This window comes from Propionivibrio soli (assembly GCF_025770765.1).
Lineage (GTDB): Bacteria > Pseudomonadota > Gammaproteobacteria > Burkholderiales > Rhodocyclaceae > Propionivibrio > Propionivibrio soli.
Map to the genome: position 1 here is coordinate 158,089 of NZ_JANZKY010000010.1, position 24,451 is coordinate 182,539.

Sequence of the window (24,451 nt, forward strand, 5' to 3'; positions counted from 1 at the left end):
CTTCCGTCCTCTTCTGGGACAGGGCACCGCTTGCACGAGCCCTGCGACTCCAAGAAGCGTACAAGAACGGTTATCATCCGTCCTCTGCTTGAACGTCCCGGGCAACACAATAAGGCATCGATCCCCGGGCGGATGGAGGGCCGATGACCACGAATGCCGTACCGCACATCCTGATCGTTGACGACGAGGTCGACATGCGCGAGCTGTTGTGCGACCTCGTCGAATCGAACGGGCTGCGCGCGACGGCGGTTGCCGACGGCGCTACGATGCGCGCCGAACTCGCCAATGGCGGTTATGCGCTGCTTATCCTCGACCTGCGCCTGCGCCGCGAGGACGGTCTGGCGCTCGCGCGCAGCGTGCGCGAATCGGCGGAAGGCTGGGATGCGGCGATCCCGATCATGATCCTTACGGGCAAGGGCGACGAAACCGATCGCATCCTCGGCCTCGAACTCGCCGCCGACGATTACCTGATGAAGCCGTTCAATCCGCGTGAACTGCTGGCCCGCGTCCGCGCTTTGCTGCGCCGCGCCGGCCGGGAGCCGAACGGTGGGCGGAAGGCAGAAGCGGCGCCTGCCGCGCACGAGACCGCCCGCTTTGGGGACTGGACGCTCGACTTTACCGACCGCGTGCTGCGTGATCGGAACAACCAGCCATGCCCGCTCACGCCGAGCGAATTCGCGCTGCTGGAAGCCTTCTGCCGCAATGCCAACCGTGTGCTGACGCGCGACCAGTTGCTCGAACAGTTGCGCCGCGACCATTCCGAAGTGTTCGATCGCATGATCGACGTGCTGATCCTGCGCCTGCGCCGGAAGATCGAACGCAACCCGACGCACCCCGAATTCATCCGCACCGAGCGCGGCATCGGCTACCTGTTCTGCCTGCAACCCGGGCACCCGTGATGCAACCGGCTCCCGCCGAAGCGCGCTTCCTGCCGACGAGCGTTCGCAGCCGCCTGCTGCTCGCCTTCGCGATTATCTTTGCCTCGGCGATGGCGCTGGCCCTCGTCGGCTGGATCGGTATCCGCGACACACGCGACGCGCTGCGCGACTTCCAGTCGCACGTCCTGCCCGAAGTCGCCCGGTCGCTCGAACTCTCGCAACGCACCGCGGCGATCGCCGCCATGGCGCCGTACGTCGCCGAAAGCACGCGCCCGTTCCAATTGCAGAGCGAGGCGCAAGGTCTGCTGAGCCGGCTGGACGAAGCCGAGCGGTTGGCCGCGGCACTACCGGCGGAACGCAGCCGCGAACTCGACGTCGGCTCGGCGCTCGCGGCCCTTAAATCCACCGTTACCGAACTGATTGCGGTCACGCGCAAAGATCTTTTTCTCCAGGAAGACCTGCGCGAATACTTCTACCGTCTGTCGAGCGAGAGTAGCGAACTGCAGATGGCCGCGACGCCGGGCCGCGACGACGTTGACGCCATCTTCCGTGATCTGATGACGGCCATCGAGGTCGACAACCCCGAGATGCTGGTGCGTCTGCGCGAGCGGGTCACGCAGCAGACGAATCGCATCGACCGCCGCAACCTCGCCTCGGCTCGCGTCGTCAATCTGGTGCGCGACAACTTGGAGGGGCCGGACAACGTTTTCGTATTGCGCGAGCGCCAGTTCCAGTTGCGCGAGCGCAAGTCCTTTCTTGTCTCGCGTACGCGCGCCGAGGCAGAGCGCCTGAGCGAGCGCGTCGACGCCTACGTGCGGACGGCGCGCGCGCAGGTGGACCGGCAGGGCGAATCGGTCACCCGGGCCGTACGTTCCGGCGCGCTCGGCATTACCGTGCTCACCCTCGTCTGCATCGCCGTCGCCGCGCTCGGCATCTGGGTCGTGGTGCGCATGGTGAGCAGCCTCGCCGGCATTACCCGCGTGATGAGCAAGCTCGCGCAAGGCGACACCGAGCAATCGACACCGGAGACCGGACGCCGCGATGAGCTAGGCGCCCTCGCCCGCGCCTTCGAGGTTTTCCGGGACAACGCGCGCGCCGTACGGCGCATGGCACATGACATCCGCGAGCAGAGCGCACTGCTCGGCACCGTCGTCGAGAGCATGAAGGACGGTCTGTCAGTGTTCGACCGCGACGGCCGGCTAGTCACCTGGAACCGCCAGTACCCGCCGCTGCTCAACCTCGACTCGAGCGCCATCAAGCGCGGCATGACGCTCGAAGACATCCAGGCCCTGCTGCCCGAGATCATTCACGATGGTACCGGCGCCCCGTCGGTACTCGCCGGGTTCAACCAGGCGCGCCAGGAAGAGGCCTACCGCTTCGAACTCGCCTTCGCCGGCGGGCATGTCGTCGAGTTCCGTAGTAACCCGATGCCGGGCGGCGGTTTCGTGACGCTCTACAGCGATCTCACCGAGCGCCGCGCGGTGGAGGCGCAACTGCGCCAGGCGCAGAAAATGGAAGTACTCGGCCAGCTCACCGGCGGTGTCGCCCACGACTTCAACAACCTGCTGGCCGCGATCAACGGCAACCTCTACCTGCTGCAGCAGGACGAGACGCTCTCGCCCGCCAGCAAGCGGTATGCGGCGCGCGCCAATTCGGCCGCCGAACGCGGCGGCACGCTGACCCGCCGCCTGCTCGCTTTCGCCCGCCGCCAGTCGTTGTCGCCGAGCGCCGTCGATGTCGACGCGTTCATCGGTGATCTGGCCGACCTCATCGAATACAGCGTCGGCCAGGGCATCGAGGTGATCCTCGAACTCGACGCCGGAGGAGCCTGCGTGTGGGCGGACCGGGGGCAACTTGAAAACGCGCTGCTCAACCTCGCGATCAATGCCCGCGACGCCATGCCCAACGGTGGCACGCTGCATCTGCGCAGTCGTTACGAGGACGAACGCGACGTCGTCGCCATCGAGGTAGCCGACAGCGGGCAAGGCATGGAGCCGAAAATCCGTGAGCGCGTATTCGAGCCATTCTTCACCACCAAGGAAGATTCGGGCAGCGGCCTCGGCCTGAGCATCGTCTACGGCTTCGTCAAGCAATCGGGCGGTGACATCGAGGTTGCCAGCGAACCGGGACGGGGGACGACGTTCACCGTGCATCTGCCGCGCCACGTCGGCCAGGCGATCGTTCACGCGTCCGCCCCAGCGATCAGCGAGCCGCTGCCGGCGCAATCCATTCTGCTCGTCGAAGACAATGCCGACGTGCGTTCGGCGCTCGCCGATCTTCTGGTTTCCGACGGCCATATCGTCTCCGCCGTATCGAGCGTGGACGAGGCGCTCGCCCGGCTGGCGAGCGATCAGTACACGCTGGTGCTCTCCGATGTCGATCTGGGCGGCGGCGCGCACGGCGTCGAACTCATGCGCCGGATCGCGGAAGCGCGTCCGGGGTTGCCGCGTATCCTGATGTCTGGGCTACCGGCGGAAATCCTGGCCTTCCGCTTCGGCCTCACCGGCAAGCAACCGCTCCTTTCCAAGCCGTTCACGATCGCCGAACTCAAGGCGGCGGTACGCGAAGCGGCGTCACTGTTCAGCCACGAGCGATCATGAGCCTACCCAGAGACATACTCAAAACCGCCCGCCCTTCAGTTGGCGCCATGCTGTGCCGCGTTCTCTCGCGCTTCGCGCGCCGGCAAATTCTTGGTCTGGCGAGTGCCTGCGCGCTGGTTGCTTTGCCCGCTCTTTCCGGCGCCGCCGAACTCGGCCGCATTGGCGTCACGGTCACCGACCTCGGCAATCCGTTCTTCGTGCGCATCGCCCGCGGTGTCGAAAACGCCGCGCGCGGTATCGCTGGAAAGGACGTGAAGGTTTTCGTGATGTCGAGCGCCTATGACCTGCAACGGCAGAACGAACAGATCGAAGCTTTCATCAAGAAGAAGGTCGACCTCATCATCCTCATCGCTGCCGACCCGGTGAACATCGAACCAGCCGTGCGACGGGCGCAGGCCGAAGGCATCCGCGTCATCGCGCTCGACGTGCGCGCCGCCGGTGCCGACGCGACCTTCACCACCGACAACGTGCAGGCCGGCGAACTCGCCTGCCAACACATCGTGCAGCGGCTCAAGGGCAAGGGCAACGTGGTGATCGTCTCCGGCCCACCGGTATCGTCGATCGTGGACCGGGTGTCGGGCTGTATGTCGGTTTTCAAGGCATCTCCCGAGATCAAGGTACTTTCCTACGATCGTAACGGCGGTGGTAGTTCGGAGGGCGCGTTCGCAAAAATGACGGATTTGCTGACTGCCTTTCCCCGGATCGACGCCGTGTTCGCGATCAACGACCCCACCGCGATGGGCGTGGAGGAAGCAGCCCGTCAGGCCGGGCGCAAGGAATTCTTCATTGTCGGCATCGACGGCGCGCCCAAGGCAAAGGCGCGCATGCGCGAGGTTGATTCGCTGATCGTCGCCACGGTGGCCCAGATGCCTGATCTATTGGCTCAGAAAGCGATCGAAGCGGGCTACACGCTGTTGCGGCAGAAGCCCTTGAGCCAGCCTGTGGTAATGATTCCCGGCGTTCTGCTTACGCGCGAATCGCCGCTCGATGTCGGTGGTTGGGGGCCGTGATCCGCGTGGTTGTTGGCGTATCACGTCAGGGCGTATAATGCGCGCCGTCATTGGGGAGTAGCCTCCCTTCGCAACGAAGGGGCGTGCGCCAACAGACTTGCCTTACGGGGCATGGCGTACGCGGTTTCCATACTTGGCGAGACCTTTGACCACCGCTTCCGAGGGCCGGAGAGGCGCGTGGTCAATCGTCTGCTCCGGCCAGGAAAACCACAAGAAAATGGAAGCCTTCCTCATCTCGACAGGCATCGTCGCTCTGGCTGAAATCGGCGACAAGACGCAACTCCTTTCCTTCATTCTCGCCGCCAAGTTCCGCAAGGCGATGCCCATCACTCTGGGTATCCTGTTCGCGACCATCATCAACCACGGTTTCGCCGGCGCGGTGGGCGCGTTCGTCACCTCACTGGTATCGCCCGGCACCATGCGCTGGATCTTGGGCCTCTCGTTCATCGCCATGGCGATCTGGACGCTGATCCCGGACAAATTCGACGAAGGCGATGCGAAGTTCGCCCGTTTCGGCGTCTTCGGAACCACGTTGATCGCCTTTTTCCTCGCCGAGATGGGAGATAAGACGCAGATCGCGACCGTTGCCCTAGCCGCCCAATACAAGTCTTTTTACAGCGTTGTCTCCGGTACCACCGTCGGCATGATGATCGCCAACGTGCCGGCCGTACTGCTTGGCGGCAAGCTGGCCGACAAGCTTCCGGTGCGTCTGGTGCACGCGGTCGCCGCCGCCATTTTCGGAATTCTCGGCATTGCCACGCTGGCGGGCGCTGGCTCGGGTTTCGGGTTCTAGCCCGACGTCACCTGGTCAAGGCGGACAACCAGTACGAGCAATAAGACGGCGAAACCGCCAATCGTCGGGAAGATCGCTTCCAGCCCGACGTGGGCCGCAAGCAACCCGAAGCCTGCCGGCATCAGCGCGCCGCCCAGACACGCCGCCCCAACCTGCCAACCGATGACCTTACGCGCCGTGACGGGGTCGAAGCGGCGTGGCGTTTCGTGCATCAGGCCGGGATAAACAGGCGCACAGCCGAGGCCGAGCAGTGCCAGCCCAGTCATCGCCAATACCGGCGTACCGGGAACAAGCAGGAGGACGATGCCGGCGAGCGAAACGGCAATCCCCAGCCGCACCAGCCGCCGGTTGCCCAAGCGGTTGGAAACGAAGCCGGCGAGCACACGCCCGGCCATGATGCAGCCGTAATACAACGTCACGGCCTTGGCCGCGGTTCCGGCGTCAAAACCGCGCCCCTCGATCAACAGACTCGGCACCCACAACCCAGCCCCCATCTCGACGCCGACATACACCGTAAACAGGAAGGCTGCTAGCACCGGCGCCCACGTCGGTGTGCCTGGGCGACCTCCCGCGGCCACCTTTTCCGGGTCGTGGCGTGCCGGTCCCTGGCGTTGCCAAAGACCGAGGCTGAGCAGCAGCACGGTCGCCAAGCTCAACTGGCACACGCCGAGCAGAAGATAGCCGCGGGACCACCCGCCGGCTGAAGTCAGCGCCGCGCCCATGATTACCGGGCCGAGCGCTGCGCCGACGCCCCAGCACGCGTGTAGCCAGTTCATGTGCTTGGACGAATAGTGCTCGGCGACGAAATGATTGAGGCCGGCATCCACCGACCCGGCGCCAAGGCCGAGCGGGAAGGCCAGTACGACGACAAGCGGGAAGTTGGGCACGTGCGCCAACGCAAGCAGCGAAAGCCCGGTCAGCAAGGCGCTGGCGAAGGTGACTGGCCCCGTACCAAACCGCGCCAATACCCGACCGCTGACAAAGCCCGAAAGCGCTGAACACGTGGCGAGAATCAACGTGACCACGCCAAGAGCTTCCAACGGCTGCGCGAGGCTGATCCGCATCGCCGGCCACGCAAGGCCAAGAACACCGTCCGGCAAACCGAGGCTGACGAAGGCGAGATAAATGATCGTCAGCAGAATAAGGCGTACGAAGGCGCCACCGTGCACCGCGGCTTCCTCGGGCACACGTTGTATCGGCACCTGCATACCGGCGACCCCGGCGCTTTTCTCCTGACTCATGCTCGACTCCCTGTAGTGGGTGTGGCGGGTGCTGCCCGGTGCACCTCGACGCCGATTGCAAGCAAGGCGGCTGCCTGCTCGTGCGGCGCGTCAGCTTCAAGAACCACGTCGTGGAACATTCGCGCCGGACCGACCGAGAACGGCGCTCCCGTGCCCAGTTTGTCGGACGTTACGGCGCCGATCACCCGCCGCGCCTGAGCGGCGAGTTGCCGTTTAAATTCAGCTTCCTCGAAGCCGAATACCGCCACGCCTGCCACGGCGTCGAGCGCGCAGGCGCCGAGCAGATAAACGTCCGGCCGCAGTTCGGCAACATCGCGCAGCGCACGGGCACCGAAGGCGCCTCCAGTGCGTTTGTCCACAGTGCCGCCGATCATCACGACCTCGATGCCCTCACGTCCCGCCGCTTCCGCAGCAACCGCGGGAAAGTTGGTGACGAGCGTCATTCGCATATCGTCGGGTAGCGCACGAACCGCCGCGAGGTTGGTCGAACCTGCGTCAACAAACACCGTCTGACCGGCCGCTAGCATGCTCAACAACCCGGCAACCGTTTCACCGAGGCGGCGCTTTTCGGCCGGCATGACGCGGGCGCGCTCGACGAGCGGCCCCGAGGCCGCCGAGAGCGGCAAGGCACCGCCATAAACGCGACGACAAAGCCCAGCCGCCGCTAGCTCGCGCAGGTCGCGGCGGATCGTGTCTTCGGATGCGCCGAACTGCCGGGCAAGTTCCGCAGCCAGAACGCGGCCCTCGCTCCCGAGGCGTTCAAGAATGCGGCGTTGCCGTTCCTCGGGAAGGCATTCCTCCAGAAGCGTTGCAGAATCGCTTTGCACGTTTTCACCCGGTTCAACATAAACGCGTCTAATTGTGCATCAATACGCACAAACACGCAATGATCGCTGGAGTGCCCGGGAACAAAGCGAACGGGACGCCAAAAAAAACCGGCGAAGGGGATCGCCGGCTTTCTGCTCTTAACGTTGGGGGCGTTCGGTGGCGCCCCGAAGCTTTCCGTTACACCTTGAAACGCTGCACCGATTGCCTCAGATCGACAGCCAGCTGTTCCAGAGCGAGCACGTTGTCGTTGGCGGCATGCACCGATTGCGCGGACTCTTCGAGCATCGACGAAATCTGCTCGACGTTGCGCGCGACACTGCTGCTCGCCTGGCTTTGTTCGGTCGTCGCCGCCGCCACATCGCTGACCTTGCCCAAAGCGATTGCCGTCGCCTCGTTGATCTGCCGCAGTGCGTCGCCGGCCTTGGCGGCGATCTCGACGCCGCGCGTTACCTGCGGCCCTACCTGCCCCATGCCGTCGACGACGCGTTCGGTATCGCGATGAATGGCTTGAATCATGCCGGTGATTTGGTCGGTGGCTTGGCCCGTGCGCTCGGCAAGCTTGCGCACCTCGTCGGCAACGACGGCGAATCCGCGCCCTTGTTCACCGGCACGCGCGGCTTCGATCGCCGCGTTGAGGGCGAGCAGGTTCGTTTGGTCGGCGATCTCCTTGATCACCTGGGCGATGCCGCCGATTTCGCGCGAACGCTCGACGAGACCGCCGATCAACTCGGTCGCTTCGCTCACGCGGCTTGCGGCGCGTTCGATTTCGGCGCTTGCCTGATGCACAAGCTCTTGGCCCTGGTTCGCCAGTTGTGTGGCGCGGGTGGAGTTTTCCTCGGTTTCACGCGAACTCTGCGAGATGTGGTCGACGCTCACCGCGAGTTCCTCGATCGCGGCAGCCGTCGATGAAACGGCTTCCGACGACTGCTTCGCCGCGTTGTTGATCTGCTCCATCTGCCCGGACAAGCTTGCCGAAGCATCGCCCACCCGGCCGGCACTCTCCTGAATATGACCGATGATGTCGTGCAAGCTGCCGCGCATGCGTTCGACCGATTCGATCAGGCTGCCCGATACCGTTGCCCCGTCCACTCGCTGCGTCAAATCGCCGCCCGCGATCGCGCCGGCCAGCGACGCTGCCTGATCAGGCTCACCGCCGAGGACCCGGTAGATGCGTCTGGCCATGAAAACGGCCACGGATACGACAACCGCGAAGATAACGAGTCCGATCAAGCCGAACCGCAGCGCGTACGCGGCATACGCCTCGTCGATGTCATCGATGAAGAGGCCAAAGCCGACGATCCAGTTCCACTCGGGAATCTTCACCAGGCCGTTGAGCTTCGCTACCTCGACTTCACCTTTCGGACGCTTGGTCTTGATTTCGACCATCGACTGGTCGGCAGACTTCAGCGAATCGACGTAGACCTGCATCAGCGTACGGCCATCCGGGCCTTTGCTGCCCAGATCGATCTGCCCTTCCTTGCGGGAGTCCGGATGAACGACGACGAGGCCGTCCATCTGGCGTACGAATACATAGTCATCACCCTGGCGCAACCCAGATAGCGCCTGCTTCGCCCGCGCCTGGGCCTCTTCGTGGCTGAGCTTGCCGGATTTCTCCTGCGCCACGAAAAGGTTCACCTGTTTGCCGGCTAGACTGACCATCAGCTCAATTTGGTTCCGGCGCTCCTCAATCATTGAGGAACGGATGATCTGCAGCGCGACGACGACGAGAACGAGAGCTCCCAATGCCGCGCAGCCGACGACCCAGGCTAATCGTGTGGATAGTTTCATGTTCCCCTCCGCCAGGTTATGAATGAATTCTTCGGAACCCGACGCGCGTTCCGCGTCTGTGAATTCATTCTAGACACTGTGCAGAAGGTATGGGCTAACCGATGCAAGCTAACGGTTCAAAGACGGCAGAGGACTAGCCACCCGATGAGGCGATTGGCCCACGCGCACATGCCGGAACAAAGCGCGGATGATCAATGGCATCCGGGAAAAGGCGGGGAACAGCCCGACGGAAACCACTTCATGAACGCGGTTACTTGCGCTCGTGTGTCCTCTCTCAACCGCCCACGTCCCGAAAACGGCTCAGATACGGGGTTCCCGCCGTGTCGACGACTTACGCGATGATGCCGCCCCCTAGGCAGACGCGGCTCTCGTAGACCACCACGGACTGCCCGGGCGTAATGGCCCATTGCGGTTCGGCGAAACGAATGCGGCATGTTTGCGCGTCTACGCTTTCGACCTCGCACGGCGCATCCGGCTGACGATAACGCGTCTTCGCGGCGTACACCCAGTGCGTATGCGGCGCGCGCCCGGAAATCCAGGAAAGCTGGTCGGCGACCAATTCGTCCTTGAGCAACGCCGGGTGATCATGCCCCTGCACCACGTAGAGGACATTGCGCGCCATATCCTTGCCAGCGACAAACCAGGCATCGTGCTCTCCATCCTTCGCATACGTCTTCGTACCGCCGATGTGCAGCCCCTTGCGCTGCCCGAGCGTGTGGTAAGTCAGGCCGTCGTGTTCGCCGAGAACCCGCTCGTCGTCAAGGCAACGGATTTCGCCTTTCTTCGGCGGCAGATAGCGCATCAGGAACTCTTTGAACGGACGCTCGCCGATGAAGCAGATGCCGGTCGAATCTTTCTTCACCGCCACATGCAGCCCGGCCGCTTCGGCCATTTTTCGCACGTCGCGCTTGTACAGGTCGGCGAGCGGAAAGAGCGTGCGCGCGAGTTGCTGCTGATTGAGACGATGCAGGAAGTAACTTTGGTCTTTAGTGCCGTCTTCGGCCTTGAGCAGTTGAAACTCGCCGTTGAACTCGCGTACGCCGGCGTAATGGCCGGTGGCGATCTTGTCGGCCCCCATGGCCAACGCATGATCGAGAAACGCGCGGAACTTGATCTCCGAGTTGCACAACACATCGGGATTCGGAGTCCTCCCAGCCTGGTATTCAGTGAGGAAGATCGAGAACACGCGTTCCCGGTATTCCTTGGCGAAGTTGACCACTTCGACGTCGATGCCGATCTTGTCGGCGATGCTCATGACGTCGATGAGATCCTGTCGCGATGAGCAGTATTCGTCAGTGTCGTCATCTTCCCAGTTCTTCATGAACAGGCCGATGACGTTCCATCCCTGTTCCTTCAGCAGCATCGCCGCGACGGCCGAGTCGACGCCGCCGGACAAGCCGACGACGACTGTTTTCTTTTGTTCAGGCATCAGGCTTTCCCCAGCTTAACCATTTGTCCAGAGGCAACACGACGGCAGGCTGCCCATTGTCATTGAACCAGCTATCCACCGCGTAACGAACCCCTGCCATGGGGTCTCCCATCGATACCTTGCGCGGCGCAACGCCATCGATCTCCTCGATGACCGCCGTCCAGTGGTCGAAAATCAGGAAACGGGTACGCACCACCGGCTCGCGTACTCGATGCCAGCGCAACATCGCGTTTCGTTCGAGCAGGTTCAGCAACCGCGTCGTCGTCGTCGAGTGGTCGATGCAGTCCATCCGTCCGTAGACGCCATCATCGGCAATGTTGCCGCCTTTGTCGGCCCCTATCGGGGACACCTTGCCCGCCCAGCCGAGGAGACGCCCGATTGCGATGCCGATCAGAGCGCGCTCCTCGGCAGGCGTTTGCGCCGTCCCGAGGAACGTACGGATTTCGCTGAGTTGCCCGGCACTGAACGTTACGGATGCCGTGGTCAGGCAACTGTAGTTGAAGCAAACATCGACGCTTTCCTGCGCACTGACCACTGCGCCGGGTAGCAACAGCGCAAAGACGAGACCCGGCAACCGCTTCATTTGTAGTGGGTGATAAGGTCGAGCGGGTAGCGTCGCCCGGCGCGCAGGTCTTCGACGCAGCGCAGAATCATCGGGCTGCGATGACGATCTTCAAGCGCGCGTACTTCGTCGAACGAGAGCCAGCGCGGCCCGATGATGCCTTTATCCAGCGGGCGCTCGGGCTCATGGCCGATGATTCGCCCGCCGAAAGCAAAGCGCAGATAGGTAATGTCCTTGCCCGGATGCCGCCAGTTGTAGATGCCGACGAGGTATTCCGGCACGAAATGGTAGCCGGTTTCTTCCAGCGCCTCACGGGCAACCGCGTCCGTCAGCGCCTCCAACCGTTCGAGGTGGCCGGCCGGCTGATTGAAGCGTATTCCTTCGTCGGTCTCTTCTTCGACAAGCAGGTATTTCCCGTCTTGCTCGAGCACGGCGGCGACGGTTACATGGGGTTTCCAGATCATTATGCGGGTAGGTAAAACGCGGCAAACCCTTATTCTACCGCCATCCGGGGGGCAAAATCGGCTAGAATCCGACCTTCGAATTCGATACCCGGGGAGACGAAATCATGTCAATGGCGGATCGCGACGGCTTCATCTGGCACGATGGCCAACTCGTGCCGTGGCGCGAGGCGACGACCCATGTCCTGACCCATACGCTGCACTACGGCATGGGCGTCTTCGAAGGCGTGCGCGCCTATAAGGCAGCGAAAGGAACCGCGATTTTCCGCCTCCGCGAACACACCGACCGGCTATTCAACTCGGCGCACATCTTCCAGATGAAGATGCCGTACGACAAGGCAACGCTGATTGAAGCACAGAAGGAAGTCGTTCGCGCCAACAAGCTCGAATCCTGCTACATCCGGCCAATCGTCTTTTATGGATCGGAGGCCATGGGCATCGCGGCCAATACCCTCTCGGTGCACGTCGCCATTGCGGCTTGGCCGTGGGGCGCCTACCTGGGTGCCGAAGGCATGGAAAAAGGCATCCGCATCAAAACGTCGTCGTTCACGCGCCACCATGTGAATATCAACATGTGCCGTTCGAAGTCGGTGGGCACGTATACCAACTCGATTCTCGCGCATCAGGAAGTGGCCAACGACGGCTACGACGAAGCGCTTCTCCTGGACGTCGACGGCTATGTTGCCGAAGGCGCCGGCGAGAACATCTTCATCGTCAAGGGCGACACCCTATTCACGCCGGACCTCACCTCGTGCCTTGAGGGGATCACCCGCGCCTCGGTACTCGCGCTGGCCCGGGATCTCGGATTGTCGGTGGTCGAGAAACGCATCACGCGCGACGAAGTGTACTGCGCTGACGAAGCGTTCTTTACCGGAACCGCCGCCGAGGTAACGCCGATTCGCGAACTCGACGGTCGCCAGATCGGCGCCGGCCAGCGCGGCCCCATCACCGGCAAGCTCCAGAACCTCTACTTCGACTGTGTGAACGGCCGCGTGCCCGCACACGAAGATTGGCTAACCTACGTCAACGCGGCGTAACCCCAGCGGAAATAACTCAATCGAAAGTACGACCATGGCCGACAACAACACCCAACGGACGGTTGAAATCACCGCCAAAGACCTGCCGCTGCACTGCCCGATGCCGGACGCCCCCTTGTGGGCCAGGCACCCGCGCGTCTTCCTCATCGTCGCGCCGGACGGCGAAGTGGTCTGTCCGTACTGCAGCACCCGCTACGTTTTCAAGGGCGAAGCTCCCAAGGGACACTGACGCGGCTGCCCGCGTGGAGTAGTTGGAGTAACGTTTGAAAGGCCGTCCTCAGAATTCCGGAGAACCGGTTTCAGCCCGCCGCAAGGCGCCTTCCGCCGAACAGGCTCTGATCGTCGCCCCCAACTGGATCGGCGACGCAATCATGGCGCAGCCGCTGTTCATGCGGCTGCTCGAACACCACCCCGGTCTGCGACTCGACGCCCTCGCCCCACCCTGGGTGGCGCCGGTGCTCGAACGGATGCCGCAGATTAGAGAGATTGCCATCAACCCCTTCGCGCATGGCGAGCTCTCGCTCAAGGCCCGCTTCCGCCTCGCCCGTACGCTGGCCGCGAAAGGTTACGACCAAGCGTACGTTCTGCCCAATTCGCTCAAGTCGGCGCTGATTCCGTTGTTCGCCGGCATTCCCCGACGCGTGGGCTTTACGGGTGAGTCGCGGTACAGGCTGATCAACGTGCGCCATACGCTTGACCCCGCCGCGTTGCCGCAGATGGCCGAACGCTTCGCGCAACTCGCGGAGGAGGTCGGTGCACCGCTGCCACGCCCGCTACCACTGCCCCGGCTCGTGAGTACGCACGAACAGCAGGCGAAAGCGCTGGACGAACTGCGTTTGGCGAAGCCCGCCCGGGTAGCCGTGTTCTGCCCGGGCGCGGAATACGGACCGGCCAAGCGCTGGCCGGCGCGCCATTTTGCCGCCCTCGCCGATGCCCTGGCGACCCATGGGTACGTCGTCTGGCTACTTGGCTCGGGCAAGGACAAACCGGTCGGCGACGAAATCGTACGGCTGGCGACCGGCGGGGCGCGGCCGGTCAACTTCTGCGGCGCCACGCGGCTTACTCAGGCCATCGACCTGATCGGTCTTGCCGACGTCGTCGTCTGCAATGATTCGGGCCTGATGCACGTGGCGGCGGCAGTAGGGCGACCCCTGGTCGCACTCTACGGCTCGTCCTCGCCGGGATTCACGCCGCCGCTCTCGCCGACGGCGCAAATCCTGAGCCTGAACCTTGATTGCAGTCCCTGCTTCAAACGGGAATGCCCGCTCGGCCATCTGGATTGCTTGAACAAACTCGAACCGCAACGCGTGCTCGCCGCCTGCCTGGCGGCGGCCTCGCGTGCGGCGGTGATGGGAGAAAGCGCATGAGAACGCTCTACACCTCGTCGGAGGACGCCGAGGAGGCGTTCTACAACGCGATTGGCCACGGCGATATCGACGCACTGATGAATGTGTGGGCCGAAGACGAAGAAATCGTCTGCATCCACCCCACCGGGCAACGAATCACCGGGGTGGGCGCCATCCGCGAAAGTTGGCAGGCGATCTTCGGCGACAACGCGCGCTTTTCGATGCAAGCGCGCTGCCTTGTGCGCTGGGAGAGCATGTTGCTGTGCATCCATAGCGTCATCGAGACGCTTTATGTCGGAGACGAGCCCATGCCGCATGCACAGATGCTGACGACGAACGTTTACCAGCGCGGAGCCGATGGCTGGCGCCTGCTCGTTCACCATGCAACGCCGGCTTCGGAAGCGGACCATGAAGGCGCCGACTTTGCCGACGATTTCGGCGGTGGCGAGCGGACGCTGCATTGAACGCTCTCCACCCGAAACCAGAAACCGGACCCCCGGGGGTATATCGCGCTCCGCCGTGGCTGCCGGGCGGCCATGCACAGACCATCTACCCGGTCCTCTTCCGCCGCGCCATCCGGGCTTTCCGCCGTGAGCGATGGGAAACGCCCGACGGCGACTTCATCGATCTGGACTGGAACGCGGCGGGCGGGTTTGCCGAGAATGGCCAATCGCCGCTTGTCGTGCTCTTCCACGGCCTTGAGGGCAGTTCGCGCAGCCATTATGCGCAGGCGCTCATGCAAACCCTCGACCATGTGGGCTGGGCCGGAGTCGTGGCCCATTTTCGCGGCTGTTCAGGCGAACCGAACCGCCTGCCGCGCGCCTACCATTCGGGCGACAGCGACGAAGCAGACTGGGTTCTGCGCCGCTTGAAGCAGTTGCATCCTCAACGTCCGCTCTACGCCGCCGGGGTGTCGCTCGGTGGCAACGTGTTGCTCAAATGGCTCGGCGAGCGCGGCGATGACGCGGCGAAGATGGTGGATGGAGCCGCGGCCGTCAGCGCGCCACTCGACCTCTCCGTTTGCGGCCACCACCTGAGCCGCGGTTTCAATCGCATCTACTCGCTACATTTTCTGCTCAGTCTGAAAGCCGCGTCGGCGGCAAAGCTCGAACGTTTTCCGGGATTGTTCGACCGGCGACGCCTGCGCGCCGCGGCCACGCTTTACGATTTCGATGATGTCGTCACCGGCCCGCTGCATGGTTTTGCGGGCGCCGACGACTACTGGCGCCGGGCGTCGAGCAAGCCTTGGCTGGGCGGCATTCGCGTCCCGACGCTCATCCTCAACGCACTTAACGACCCCTTCCTGCCGCGCGAGGCGCTGCCTTTGCGACACCAAGTTGCGCCGAGCGTCACACGCGATTTCCCGGATCAAGGCGGCCACGTCGGTTTCATGACCGGCCCGTTCCCCGGGCATACCGAGTGGTTGCCGCAACGCTTGCTGAGTTTTTTTCGCCATGGCCGCTAAAACTGCGGCTACAAGACGCGTCCGCCTTAGCCGCGCCGCGCCGCAATCAACCGATCCTTCACACCTGAGGAGGCCATCATGTCACTGAACCCCGTTATCGCCCTGCTCGGCCGCCGCCTGCGTCTCGCTGTCATTGGCGGCGGACCGGGCTCGTTCATCGGCGCGATGCACCGGCATGCCGCCGCGCTCGACAACCGGTACGAGCTCGTCGCCGCCGCACTGTCTTCGGACGCTGAAAAAGCGCGCCGGGCGGGAAGCGAACTTGGCCTCGCCCCTGAGCGTGCCTATGCGAGCGGACTGGAACTTATCTCGGGCGAAAAGGCGCGCGCGGATGGCGCCGACGTTATCGCCATCATGACGCCGAACGACAGCCACTTCGAACTTGCCAGCGCAGCCTTGGGCCTGGGTTTCGACGTCATCTGCGATAAGCCGATGACCAACACGGTCGACGAAGCGGAACGACTCTACGCAGCGGTCCAATCGAGCGGCCGGGTGTTCTGCCTGACGCACAACTACACCGGCTACCCGCTGGTCCGCCAGGCGCGCGCCATGATCGCCGCCGGGGAACTCGGCGAGATTCGTCTGGTGCAGGTCGAATACGTGCAGGGCGGCAACGCCCGCGAGACCGATCCGATACGCGCCCGCAGCTGGCGCCACAATCCAACCAAGAGCGGACCGTCGCTCGTCATGGGCGACATCGGCTCGCACGCGCACAACCTGCTGCGCTTCATGACGGGCCTCGAGGTCACCGAGGTGGCGGCTGAAGTCGGCAGCATCGTCCCCGGCCATCTCGTGCATGACTACGCCGGCGCCATGCTGCGCCTGAGCAACGGCGGACGCGGCAGCTTCTGGGTTACGCAAGCCGCCGCGGGCGTCGAGAATGGATTGCGCATCCGGGTGAGCGGCGCGCTCGGTAGCCTCGAATGGGAGCAGGAACTGCCGCAGGTACTGCGTTATAAGCCACTCGACGGACCGGCGCAATTGCGTACGCCGAACGGGCCGGGCACATTGCCGCTTGCCGCGCGCTCATGCCGTGTCGTAAAGGGACACCCGGAGGGCTTCCCGGAAGCCTTCGCCAACCTTTACTCGGATGCCGCCGAAGCCATTGCGGCACTCCGTGCCGGCGCCGCCGTCGATCCGCTCGCGTTGCACTTTCCGAACTGCGGCGACGGCCTTCTGGGCGTCCGCTTCATCGCGGCGGTGATCGAGTCCAGCGCCGCAAACGGCGCCTGGGTCAAGCTGAACAGCCACCTGGGATAAGCAAGTTCGGGGCAGGCTCCGGAGCCCTGCCGGACAAACGGAGGCGGCACGCCTAGATCGGGGCCCGCCAGCCCCACATATCGGCCAGCGCGCGGCACTCGGCGACGGTGCCGACGCTTTCCGTCGTCGAAACCGAACGCAGCGCCGACGCGGCGGCGCATAGGCCGAGCGACAAGCACTCGTCGACAGGCCAACCTTCGTGCAGCCCATACAAGACGCCAGCGGCGAACGCATCGCCCGCACCGTTGGCTCCTTTGATCGCTTCAGGCGGTACGTCGAGGGACGGACGGGCGATCACCTCGCCGTCGCGCGTCGCGGCGACGCAGCCGCCCGGGAAGTGAATGGCGACGAGTTCCAGCGGACCCTTGACGAGCAGCGCGACCGCCGCGCGCCTAGCCGCCCCGGCTGAAGTCATGCCACCGGAAACAATGTCGATACCGGTCAGCACGCCGGCCTCGTAATCATTGATGATCAGGCTGTCGAGATGCTGCAGGCATGGGGTGACGAGCCGGCGAACCTCCTCGGGCTCGCCGGAAATCATTTCGAGATTGGTGCGCAACCCCGCGGCACGGGCGCGGCGCAGGACCGTGACCCAGCCGTTGGCTTCCTCATTGCCAGCGGCGTCCATGCGCGCATGAATCCCCGGCGCACCGAGATGGAGGATGCGCGCCGCGGTGGTCGAGAAATCAAAGTGCTCCGGACCCAGCAGCGCGTTGGCGCCCTGGTGATGGAAGAAGGTCCGCTTGCCGGTCGAGCGCACGGTCATCACATCGGTATGCGAAGTACCGACGCCGTCGAGCACATGCAGGCCGCAATGTTCGATACCGTGCCGAGCGCACGCGGCGATCAGCAGCCGCCCCGCATCGTCGTTGCCGACGACGCCGGCCGCCGAGACAGGGAATCCCGGAGCGAGGCGCGCCAGATCGAGCGCCATGTTATGCGCCGGACCACCGCCCTGTATCTCGCGTGCGACGATCTGGGTGAGGGTTTCCTGTTCCGGCCAGTGGCTGATCGTGTTGTTGTGATCGACGAGCCAGCAACCGCCACAGAGAATGCCGCGGCGTTTCACTCTCGTTCGTCCCGCAGCAAAGGATCGCTGATCGCGAGGTCGTCGTCCAGGCCAAGCACAGGCTGGATGTTCCGGCTCTGCAAGGCACCGTGGTAGGCGCGCACGGCTTCTTCCGGCGAAAGCTCCCGAGTGATGACGCCGCGCATCAGGCGCACGAGATCAAGCGGGCTTTGCGCCAGATTAATCTTGCGCCCGAACAGCGCCACGCGCGCGCCGGCACGCTCGGCTCGGGACAGCAACTCGAAGGTATCGCGCGTCGTACCTTGTGCGCCACCGAGAATGCCGACGATAAGCCGTTGCGGATCATAGGAGGCCAGCGCTTCCATCGCGCGCCGGCCGTTATAGACGATTTTCAGGAATACGGGCTGCTCGGCGGAAACGACGCCGGCCAGCAGACGCACGATCGAATCCCCGAGGAAATCGCCGATCTCGGGAGCCGGAACACCAATATCGAGATTCGGGTTGAATACTTCAAGGAAGTGACGCATCCCAAGTTCGGCTGCTTCGGCGCGGAACGCCGAATACGCTTCCAGCGTCGCCAGATCGCGCACGACTTCGTTGGAGAAGGTGACCGAATAGAGCCCGAGGTCGGCAAACTCGCGCACACGCGGCAAGCGTGCCGTACGGAACGGACGCGAGGGCTCGCTGCCGTAACGGCCGCCACGCGGATACCAGATGTCCGTGGCGTCGTTGTAACGCACGGCGGGGGTCACTTCACTGTTCGCAAACAACCCCTCCCGGGCCAGAATCTCCGCCGCCGACGCGCTCGTCAGCATGATGTCGACCAAGCCGGACTTTGTCATGGCGCGGATCGCGTCCAGATAGACGGCTCGCCGCGCGAAACCGGGGAGCGGCTGTCCGTCCGTGCCGCGGACGGGGCCGGGCGAAGTAAGGCCAAACGCCATTTCCGCGTCCTTGGCGTCGGCAATGATGAAGTCCTGCGGGGTATAGGCGCCCGAACGGAGGCGCGCCAGCTTTCGGTCGAGACTTTTCATTATTCGGACTCGCAATCGAAGAAAGCGGAAAGAAGAAGACGCTTTGGTAGCACCGGATTACGGCGGAATACGCTGGCGTCCGGGCCCCTCGGCCTGGACGCCCCAGGTGTCACCGCTTAGATGTAACGGGCGACGAGATTCTCGAGCATTTCCTGACGTCCCGAACGCGGCTTGGGATCGAGCCCTTGCTGCGCGGCGCGGTCTGCTACCGCGGCAAGATCGAGCTGCTTGTTCAGGATGTCCTTGCCCATGCCCGCGTTCCAGCCGGCGTAGCGAGCTTCCCTGAACTTACCGAGCTGATCGTCCTCGACCATCTTGGCGGCGATGAGCAGGCCGTGCGCCAGCGTATCGATGCCGCCGACATGCGCGTGCACCAGATCGGCCGCGTCGATGCTCTGACGACGAACCTTGGCGTCGAAGTTGAAACCGCCGTTCGTCAGGCCGCCGCTCTTCAAAACGTGATAGAGCGCCAGCGCCGTTTCGCCGACATCGTTCGGGAACTGGTCCGTATCCCAGCCATTCTGGGGATCGCCGCGGTTGGCATCCACCGAACCGAAGCAGCCGAGCGCGGTGGCCATGGCGATTTCATGCTCGAAGCTGTGGCCCGCGAGCGTCGCATGGTTGCACTCGATATTCACTTTGACTTCGTTTTCAAGGCCGTGCTGCTTGAGGAAGCTGTACACCGTCGCCACGTCGAAGTCGTACTGGTGCTTGGTCGGCTCCATCGGCTTCGGCTCGATCATGATGAAACCCTTGAAGCCGATCTTGTGTTTATGTTCGACGACCATCGAGAGGAAGCGGCCGAGTTGCGCCAGTTCGCGCTTGAGATCGGTATTGAGCAGCGTCTCATAGCCTTCACGGCCGCCCCAGAGCACATAACCGCTGCCGCCCAGACGCTTCGTCGCTTCGAGTGCGTCGCGCACTTGCAATGCCGCGCAGGCGAAGACTTCGGGATCCGGATTGGTCGCCGCACCGGCCATGTAGCGCGGGTGCGAGAAGAGGTTCGCGGTACCCCAGAGCAGCTTGACACCATGCCGCTCCTGCGCCGCCGCTGCCTTGTCCACCATGTGCGCGAAGGCCTTCTGGCTCTCGCGCAGGTTGCCCAATTCGGGCGCCAGATCGCGGTCGTGGAAAGTGTAGAAAGGAACGCCGAGCTTGGTCACGAAGCTCATCGCTTCGTCGAGCTTGGCTTCGGCTTGCGCGAGCGGGTCACCGGCCTTCTGCCAGGGACGGTCGAACGTGCCCGACCCGAAGACGTCGCTACCGCCCGAACAGAAGGTATGCCAATAGCAGACGGCGATACGCAGTTGCTCTTCCATCGTCTTGCCGAGCACGACGCGCTTCGGGTCGTACCAGCGGTAGGCCAACGGATTGGTCGTATCCGGGCCGGCGTAGCGGACGGGCTCGATTTCCGAGAAGTAAGTTGCAGCCATTCAAGTCTCCTTTAAGTGATCCGGGCGCAATCCGACGCATCCGGGCGTATCCCAACCAAAACTATTCGCGGATTAAGGATGGTGAAAACATCTCTGCTTCCGCGACAACAAAGTACCATCCCCTATCGCCGAATCGCCTCGAAAACACCTTCTGCAGTTCCGAACAGCGCTCGATCAATACCGTCTGTCCAGCGATGGCAAAACGGGAAAACCCTCTCGAATCGCCTTTCTTGTTCTTGTTTTCGGTGAGTTTCCAGGCGATTCCCACAGCGCTCAATTTAACGAAGACTAGACACGCGGTCTGTTATCTTTCACACTAAGACTGATACTTTTTTAGCAACTTCGGCAAGCAGGCTAATTGGCCGGTCAGACACCGCAAACGCCTCCCTTATCATTTATTTGTCATGCGTATCGTTTTCGAAAAAGTCCCCGATTCGGATGGCTCGTCGTTTGGATGCTTCCACGCCGGCGGGCGAGTGTTTGATTGCCCGTATCACATCCATCCGGAAGTCGAAATCCTTCATATCCTGAGCGGGACGGGTCTACTCGTCGTTGGTGATCACATCGGCCGATTCGTACCCGGCGATCTCTTCCTTTTCGGCAGCGGGCTGCCGCACATGCTGTGCAGCGATCCAATTGCCGCTGAGTCCAGCGAACCGACTCACATTCGTTATATCCAGTTTAAGCGTGAGAACTTCGGGCCTTCGTTCTGGGAGATGCCCGAACAACAGCGGGCCGCCGGTCTGCTTGCTCGGTCCGGGCGCGGCCTCCGTTTCAGCGGAGCCGAGACCGCCCGCCTGTTGCCGACGATGGATCGGCTATGGGAAACATTCGGCGCACGACGCCTCTGGGGATTGCTGGAATTGCTCGAGGATATGGCGCAGTGTGCAGACGCCGACGTAACGGCGATGACTAGCGTTGGTTATGCGCCGGTGGCTACTCATCGTGATTCAGAACGCCTCAATCGCGCCATCCAGTACATGAACAACGGGCTCGGCAGTCCGCTCACGTTGGCCGACGTAGCCAAGACCGCGGGTATGTCGCCCCAGGCATTCAGTCGCTTTTTCCACAAGTTCATGGGGGTCCCTTTCGTGGAATACGTCGCCTCGCTGCGCATCAGCCATGCTTGCCGCTACCTTCTGGAGACCGACAAGACGATTGCGGCCATCTGCTATATCTGCGGCTTCAACAATCTGTCGAACTTCAACCGGCAGTTTCTCAAGCACAAAGGGACGACGCCAAAGGCCTATCGCCGCGACGGCAACGTCAAGAAGACCGAGTCTTTTCCGGTATCCACCGCGCTTCCAGGGAGCCGAACAGCATTGGCCGGGCCTTCTCGTGCACACGCGTTGTAAGCCTTCAGCATAATTCGGGATGGACAACGTTCGCCTCCGAAGTCTCTGGCACCCGCTCAAGGAGCCTTCTCCGATAAACTGTCGCTTTTCCAATCGCCAATGATTGGCGTCCGTAGACGCGAGACGGACGCTCCTGACCGCTCTGACCGCTATGTCAAACACCTTGCCTTCGATCGCTGAACATTATCTGGAACGCCTCAAGAAACTGCTCGCGGGCGGCGAACGACGACTGATCGGGCTAGTCGGTGCCCCCGGCGCCGGGAAGTCGACGCTGGCCGAAGCGCTTGCCGCGGCTTTCCCCGCCGTATCTCAGGTTGTTCCGATGGACGGTTTCCATCTCGCCAATGCCGAACTGGCTCGCCTCGGCCGGGGCCACCGTAAGGGTGCACCGGACACTTTCGATAGTGCCGGGTACGCCGCGCTGCTGCGCCGCATTCGCCATCAATCCGCTGACGAAATCGTCTACGCGCCGGCTTTCGACCGGGCGCTCGAGGAGCCGGTGGCCGGGTCGATCCCCGTCCAAGCGGAAACACGGCTGATCATCACCGAAGGCAACTATCTGCTGCTTGAAGACGGCCATTGGGCGAAGGTTGCCTCGCTACTCGACGAGACGTGGTATGTCGCGACCGACGACAAGTTACGTGTAAGCCGGCTTACTCAACGGCATGAGCGGTTCGGCCGCAGCCCTGAAGCTGCGGCGGCCTGGGTGGAAAGCACCGACGAGCCCAACGCGCGCCTGATCGAGCGATGCAAGGAACGCGCGAACGTCGTTTTCGAGTGGTGATGACAAGCCACCCTGCTCCTGCTGGAGTGGCTGCTGCCTTTAACCCTTGCGATGGAACGCTACTTGTCGCGGTGCAGGCATTCCTCGGCGAACAGGGCTGCGCCCACGATACCCGCCTGATTGAGAAAACTTGCCGCGATAACGGGCGCCTTGGTCGTGATCATCGGCGAGAACTTGTGCAGTTCGTCGCTGACGCCCCCTCCGAGGATGATTAGATCGGGCCAGAGCAGCGCTTCCATCGTCGTCAGATAGTGGTCGAAGCGTTTCCCCCACTCCTTCCACTTCAGCCCCTTGGTGACCCGAACGGCCTCAGAGGCATAGCGTTCGGCCTCAACCCCGTTGTCGAGGTAAACGTGGCCAAGCTCGGTATTCGGCAGCAGATGCCCGTCGATAAATACGGCGGTGCCGAGCCCCGTGCCGATCGTGATGATAAGGACCACGCCGGCGTTCCCTTTGCCGGCTCCAAAGCGCATCTCCGCCATGCCGGCCGCATCGGCGTCGTTGGCGACGAAAACGCGGCAACCGGTCTGCGCCGAGAAAAACTCGGCGATCGGCAGACCGATAAACGATTTGTGAACATTGGCCGCCGTCCGCGCAATGCCACGCTGGATGGCGGCGGGGAACCCGATGCCAACAGGCCCTGTCCATTTGTGCTCGGTGACGAGTTCCTTCAACACCGCACCGATCGCTTCCGGCGTCGCGGGACGCGGGGTCGGGACGCGCACCCGCTCGGTGATCATCTCCCCCGTTGTCGTTTCGACAACAGCCACCTTGATGCCGGTACCGCCTACGTCAATGCCTAGAACTTGCACGATGTAATCCCCTTAAAGACCGTTGGTGCGAAGATCGGCACCGGACGGTTGGGCGCGAGACGGGCACATTGGATACAACGTCCCTCGCCCTCCGTGCGGTGAATGCCGACTGGCCGTGCTCGGATCAGCGCTCGCTGCCAGCGCCGGAAATGACGTCGACCCACACCGCGAGCAGCAGGATGGAGCCTTTGACGATCATCTGCCAGAAGGAATCGACACCGATCATCGACATGCCGTTGTCCAGGCTCGCCATAATCAACGCACCGATCAACGCGCCGTACACCGTACCCACCCCACCACGGCTGGATGCGCCACCGATGAAGCAGGATGCGATGGCGTCAAGCTCGCCCAAGGTACCGGCCGAAGGCGATCCCGCCGCCAGACGCGCCGTCGTCGTCAGGCCAGCAAATGCAGCCATCAGTCCCATCAAGCCGAAAACGAGCATCTTGATCAGGCGGACATTGACGCCCGAAAGACGGGTGGCTTCGAGGTTTGAGCCAATCGAGTAGATGCGGCGACCGAACACCGTGCTGTTGGCGATAAAAGTGAAAATACCAAGGATGATCAACGTCGCGAGCACGGGAACCGGAATTCCCTCGTACTGGTTAAGAGCCGTGACAAAGCCAGCGATCACCACCGCAACGATCACCAGCTTCGCGATGTCCTGCCACATCGGCGCCACGGAGAGACCGTGTTTCGCCCTACCGGAGCGCGTCCGGTAAGTGAGGAACGCTAGCAGGAGGAAAACGACAAGACCCAACATGTTGCCGAAAGCGATCGGCAGATAACCCTGCCCGATCAGGATCAGGCCCTGGGAATCCAGCGGAACTGTCGTGCCCTTCGTAATGCCAAGAAGGATTCCACGGAAGGCGAGGAAGCCCGCGAGACTGACGATGAACGAAGGAACGCGGAGATAGGCCACCCAGTAACCGTTGAACAACCCGATGAAGATGCCGAGCGCAATCACGATCGCGATGGTGACCGCCATCGGCATATGGTAGGTGTAGTCGAGGATTGCGGCGACGCCACCGAGCAAGCCCAGCGAAGCGCCGACCGACAGGTCAATTTCACCCGAAATAATGATGAACACCATTCCCGAAGCCAGCATGCCGGTGATGGCCATTTGCCGCAGCAGGTTGGAGAAATTGCGCGACGTCAGGAAGGCGCCGTCGGTGATGTAGCCGAAGAAGCTCCAGATCGCGACGATGGCGATCAATAGCGCGAGCACCTTGTACTGGGAGAAAAACCGCTTAAGGTTTCGGGTGGCAGTAGTCATTTTCGAGTCGCTTTCTCTTGAGTCTCTGG

General features: G+C 62.9%; 23 protein-coding genes and 1 riboswitch. Of the genes, 12 read left to right on the forward strand and 11 right to left on the reverse strand.

Features of this window, described 5'->3' with window-relative positions:
• The first annotated feature begins 143 nt into the window (after window positions 1-143).
• From NZ453_RS13410 to NZ453_RS13425, 4 genes are all read left to right on the forward strand, one after another.
• Window positions 144-899: a winged helix-turn-helix domain-containing protein gene (locus NZ453_RS13410; RefSeq protein WP_263771137.1), complete on the forward strand. Its 756-nt coding sequence runs from the start codon at window positions 144-146 to the stop codon at window positions 897-899.
• Window positions 899-3,478: a hybrid sensor histidine kinase/response regulator gene (locus NZ453_RS13415; protein WP_263771138.1), complete on the forward strand. Its 2,580-nt coding sequence runs from the start codon at window positions 899-901 to the stop codon at window positions 3,476-3,478. Before NZ453_RS13410 ends, NZ453_RS13415 begins: the two co-directional genes overlap by 1 nt.
• Complete coding sequence (locus tag NZ453_RS13420) at window positions 3,475-4,488, forward strand: ABC transporter substrate-binding protein (protein WP_263771139.1); 1,014 nt, start codon at window positions 3,475-3,477, stop codon at window positions 4,486-4,488. Before NZ453_RS13415 ends, NZ453_RS13420 begins: the two co-directional genes overlap by 4 nt.
• 40 nt (window positions 4,489-4,528) lie before the next feature.
• Window positions 4,529-4,697: riboswitch (yybP-ykoY riboswitch) on the forward strand.
• 8 nt (window positions 4,698-4,705) lie between these two features.
• Window positions 4,706-5,281 (forward strand): TMEM165/GDT1 family protein, encoded by a 576-nt coding sequence (locus NZ453_RS13425; protein ID WP_263771140.1) that lies wholly within the window; start codon window positions 4,706-4,708, stop codon window positions 5,279-5,281.
• On the opposite strand, the gene NZ453_RS13430 is transcribed toward NZ453_RS13425, so the two are convergent.
• The 6 genes from NZ453_RS13430 to NZ453_RS13455 all read right to left on the reverse strand — a co-directional run bounded on the left by NZ453_RS13430 (window position 5,278) and on the right by NZ453_RS13455 (window position 11,593).
• The gene (locus NZ453_RS13430) at window positions 5,278-6,522 is read right to left on the reverse strand and encodes an MFS transporter (RefSeq protein WP_263771141.1); all 1,245 of its coding nucleotides are present in this window, start codon (window positions 6,520-6,522) and stop codon (window positions 5,278-5,280) included. The genes NZ453_RS13425 and NZ453_RS13430 overlap by 4 nt on opposite strands.
• Window positions 6,519-7,349 (reverse strand): DeoR/GlpR family DNA-binding transcription regulator, encoded by an 831-nt coding sequence (locus NZ453_RS13435; protein ID WP_263771142.1) that lies wholly within the window; start codon window positions 7,347-7,349, stop codon window positions 6,519-6,521. The genes NZ453_RS13430 and NZ453_RS13435 overlap by 4 nt, the downstream gene beginning before the upstream one ends.
• Window positions 7,350-7,527: 178 nt before the next feature.
• Window positions 7,528-9,138, reverse strand: a complete 1,611-nt coding sequence (locus tag NZ453_RS13440) for a methyl-accepting chemotaxis protein (RefSeq protein ID WP_263771143.1) — start codon at window positions 9,136-9,138, stop codon at window positions 7,528-7,530.
• Between the two features lie 331 nt (window positions 9,139-9,469).
• Window positions 9,470-10,567 (reverse strand): tRNA 2-thiouridine(34) synthase MnmA, encoded by a 1,098-nt coding sequence (gene mnmA / locus NZ453_RS13445; protein WP_263771144.1) that lies wholly within the window; start codon window positions 10,565-10,567, stop codon window positions 9,470-9,472.
• Entirely contained in the window at window positions 10,560-11,150 is a 591-nt protein-coding gene (locus NZ453_RS13450) for a hypothetical protein (protein WP_263771145.1), read from the reverse strand. The genes mnmA and NZ453_RS13450 overlap by 8 nt, the downstream gene beginning before the upstream one ends.
• Complete coding sequence (locus tag NZ453_RS13455) at window positions 11,147-11,593, reverse strand: NUDIX hydrolase (RefSeq protein WP_263771146.1); 447 nt, start codon at window positions 11,591-11,593, stop codon at window positions 11,147-11,149. The genes NZ453_RS13450 and NZ453_RS13455 overlap by 4 nt, the downstream gene beginning before the upstream one ends.
• Window positions 11,594-11,697: 104 nt before the next feature.
• Between NZ453_RS13455 and NZ453_RS13460 the strand changes: the two genes are divergently transcribed.
• The 6 genes from NZ453_RS13460 to NZ453_RS13485 all read left to right on the forward strand — a co-directional run bounded on the left by NZ453_RS13460 (window position 11,698) and on the right by NZ453_RS13485 (window position 16,698).
• Complete coding sequence (locus NZ453_RS13460; RefSeq protein ID WP_263771147.1) at window positions 11,698-12,627, forward strand: branched-chain amino acid transaminase; 930 nt, start codon at window positions 11,698-11,700, stop codon at window positions 12,625-12,627.
• Window positions 12,628-12,661: 34 nt separating this feature from the next.
• A complete protein-coding gene (locus tag NZ453_RS13465) occupies window positions 12,662-12,856 on the forward strand; it encodes a zinc-finger domain-containing protein (protein WP_263771148.1) in 195 nt (64 codons plus the stop codon).
• Window positions 12,857-12,890: 34 nt separating this feature from the next.
• Window positions 12,891-13,994 carry a lipopolysaccharide heptosyltransferase II gene (waaF, locus tag NZ453_RS13470; protein WP_263771149.1) on the forward strand — a complete coding sequence of 368 codons (1,104 nt, stop codon included), beginning with the start codon at window positions 12,891-12,893 and terminating at the stop codon, window positions 13,992-13,994.
• On the forward strand, window positions 13,991-14,437 hold the full coding sequence (locus tag NZ453_RS13475) for a YybH family protein (protein ID WP_263771150.1): 447 nt from the start codon (window positions 13,991-13,993) through the stop codon (window positions 14,435-14,437). The genes waaF and NZ453_RS13475 overlap by 4 nt, the downstream gene beginning before the upstream one ends.
• Entirely contained in the window at window positions 14,434-15,438 is a 1,005-nt protein-coding gene (locus NZ453_RS13480; protein WP_263771152.1) for a hydrolase, read from the forward strand. Before NZ453_RS13475 ends, NZ453_RS13480 begins: the two co-directional genes overlap by 4 nt.
• A gap of 78 nt (window positions 15,439-15,516) precedes the next feature.
• Window positions 15,517-16,698: a Gfo/Idh/MocA family protein gene (locus NZ453_RS13485; RefSeq protein ID WP_263771154.1), complete on the forward strand. Its 1,182-nt coding sequence runs from the start codon at window positions 15,517-15,519 to the stop codon at window positions 16,696-16,698.
• 52 nt (window positions 16,699-16,750) lie between these two features.
• Here the strand turns inward: NZ453_RS13485 and NZ453_RS13490 are convergent, their stop codons facing one another.
• The 3 genes from NZ453_RS13490 to xylA all read right to left on the reverse strand — a co-directional run bounded on the left by NZ453_RS13490 (window position 16,751) and on the right by xylA (window position 20,195).
• Window positions 16,751-17,767 (reverse strand): carbohydrate kinase family protein, encoded by a 1,017-nt coding sequence (locus NZ453_RS13490; protein WP_263771156.1) that lies wholly within the window; start codon window positions 17,765-17,767, stop codon window positions 16,751-16,753.
• The gene (locus NZ453_RS13495; protein WP_263771158.1) at window positions 17,764-18,762 is read right to left on the reverse strand and encodes a beta/alpha barrel domain-containing protein; all 999 of its coding nucleotides are present in this window, start codon (window positions 18,760-18,762) and stop codon (window positions 17,764-17,766) included. The genes NZ453_RS13490 and NZ453_RS13495 overlap by 4 nt, the downstream gene beginning before the upstream one ends.
• 116 nt (window positions 18,763-18,878) lie before the next feature.
• A complete protein-coding gene (gene xylA, locus NZ453_RS13500) occupies window positions 18,879-20,195 on the reverse strand; it encodes a xylose isomerase (protein ID WP_263771160.1) in 1,317 nt (438 codons plus the stop codon).
• 404 nt (window positions 20,196-20,599) lie between these two features.
• Between xylA and NZ453_RS13505 the strand changes: the two genes are divergently transcribed.
• Both NZ453_RS13505 and NZ453_RS13510 read left to right on the forward strand, forming a co-directional pair.
• On the forward strand, window positions 20,600-21,550 hold the full coding sequence (locus NZ453_RS13505; protein ID WP_263771161.1) for a helix-turn-helix domain-containing protein: 951 nt from the start codon (window positions 20,600-20,602) through the stop codon (window positions 21,548-21,550).
• 163 nt (window positions 21,551-21,713) lie between these two features.
• The gene (locus tag NZ453_RS13510; RefSeq protein WP_263771162.1) at window positions 21,714-22,334 is read left to right on the forward strand and encodes a nucleoside/nucleotide kinase family protein; all 621 of its coding nucleotides are present in this window, start codon (window positions 21,714-21,716) and stop codon (window positions 22,332-22,334) included.
• Window positions 22,335-22,393: 59 nt separating this feature from the next.
• On the opposite strand, the gene ppgK is transcribed toward NZ453_RS13510, so the two are convergent.
• A complete protein-coding gene (ppgK, locus tag NZ453_RS13515) occupies window positions 22,394-23,146 on the reverse strand; it encodes a polyphosphate--glucose phosphotransferase (RefSeq protein WP_263771163.1) in 753 nt (250 codons plus the stop codon).
• Window positions 23,147-23,270: 124 nt separating this feature from the next.
• Window positions 23,271-24,422 (reverse strand): sugar ABC transporter permease, encoded by a 1,152-nt coding sequence (locus tag NZ453_RS13520; protein ID WP_263771164.1) that lies wholly within the window; start codon window positions 24,420-24,422, stop codon window positions 23,271-23,273.
• Window positions 24,423-24,451: the final 29 nt, after the last annotated feature.

What these genes read in the sequence shown, in the direction of transcription:
- NZ453_RS13410 (WP_263771137.1), top strand. Translation starts at nt 144, where the DNA reads ATGACCACGAATGCCGTACCGCACATCCTGATCGTTGACGACGAGGTC.
- NZ453_RS13415 (WP_263771138.1), top strand. Translation starts at nt 899, where the DNA reads ATGCAACCGGCTCCCGCCGAAGCGCGCTTCCTGCCGACGAGCGTTCGC.
- NZ453_RS13420 (WP_263771139.1), top strand. Translation starts at nt 3,475, where the DNA reads ATGAGCCTACCCAGAGACATACTCAAAACCGCCCGCCCTTCAGTTGGC.
- NZ453_RS13425 (WP_263771140.1), top strand. Translation starts at nt 4,706, where the DNA reads ATGGAAGCCTTCCTCATCTCGACAGGCATCGTCGCTCTGGCTGAAATC.
- NZ453_RS13430 (WP_263771141.1), bottom strand. Translation starts at nt 6,522, where the DNA reads ATGAGTCAGGAGAAAAGCGCCGGGGTCGCCGGTATGCAGGTGCCGATA.
- NZ453_RS13440 (WP_263771143.1), bottom strand. Translation starts at nt 9,138, where the DNA reads ATGAAACTATCCACACGATTAGCCTGGGTCGTCGGCTGCGCGGCATTG.
- mnmA (WP_263771144.1), bottom strand. Translation starts at nt 10,567, where the DNA reads ATGCCTGAACAAAAGAAAACAGTCGTCGTCGGCTTGTCCGGCGGCGTC.
- NZ453_RS13450 (WP_263771145.1), bottom strand. Translation starts at nt 11,150, where the DNA reads ATGAAGCGGTTGCCGGGTCTCGTCTTTGCGCTGTTGCTACCCGGCGCA.
- NZ453_RS13455 (WP_263771146.1), bottom strand. Translation starts at nt 11,593, where the DNA reads ATGATCTGGAAACCCCATGTAACCGTCGCCGCCGTGCTCGAGCAAGAC.
- NZ453_RS13460 (WP_263771147.1), top strand. Translation starts at nt 11,698, where the DNA reads ATGTCAATGGCGGATCGCGACGGCTTCATCTGGCACGATGGCCAACTC.
- NZ453_RS13465 (WP_263771148.1), top strand. Translation starts at nt 12,662, where the DNA reads ATGGCCGACAACAACACCCAACGGACGGTTGAAATCACCGCCAAAGAC.
- NZ453_RS13475 (WP_263771150.1), top strand. Translation starts at nt 13,991, where the DNA reads ATGAGAACGCTCTACACCTCGTCGGAGGACGCCGAGGAGGCGTTCTAC.
- NZ453_RS13485 (WP_263771154.1), top strand. Translation starts at nt 15,517, where the DNA reads ATGTCACTGAACCCCGTTATCGCCCTGCTCGGCCGCCGCCTGCGTCTC.
- NZ453_RS13495 (WP_263771158.1), bottom strand. Translation starts at nt 18,762, where the DNA reads ATGAAAAGTCTCGACCGAAAGCTGGCGCGCCTCCGTTCGGGCGCCTAT.
- xylA (WP_263771160.1), bottom strand. Translation starts at nt 20,195, where the DNA reads ATGGCTGCAACTTACTTCTCGGAAATCGAGCCCGTCCGCTACGCCGGC.
- NZ453_RS13505 (WP_263771161.1), top strand. Translation starts at nt 20,600, where the DNA reads ATGCGTATCGTTTTCGAAAAAGTCCCCGATTCGGATGGCTCGTCGTTT.
- NZ453_RS13520 (WP_263771164.1), bottom strand. Translation starts at nt 24,422, where the DNA reads ATGACTACTGCCACCCGAAACCTTAAGCGGTTTTTCTCCCAGTACAAG.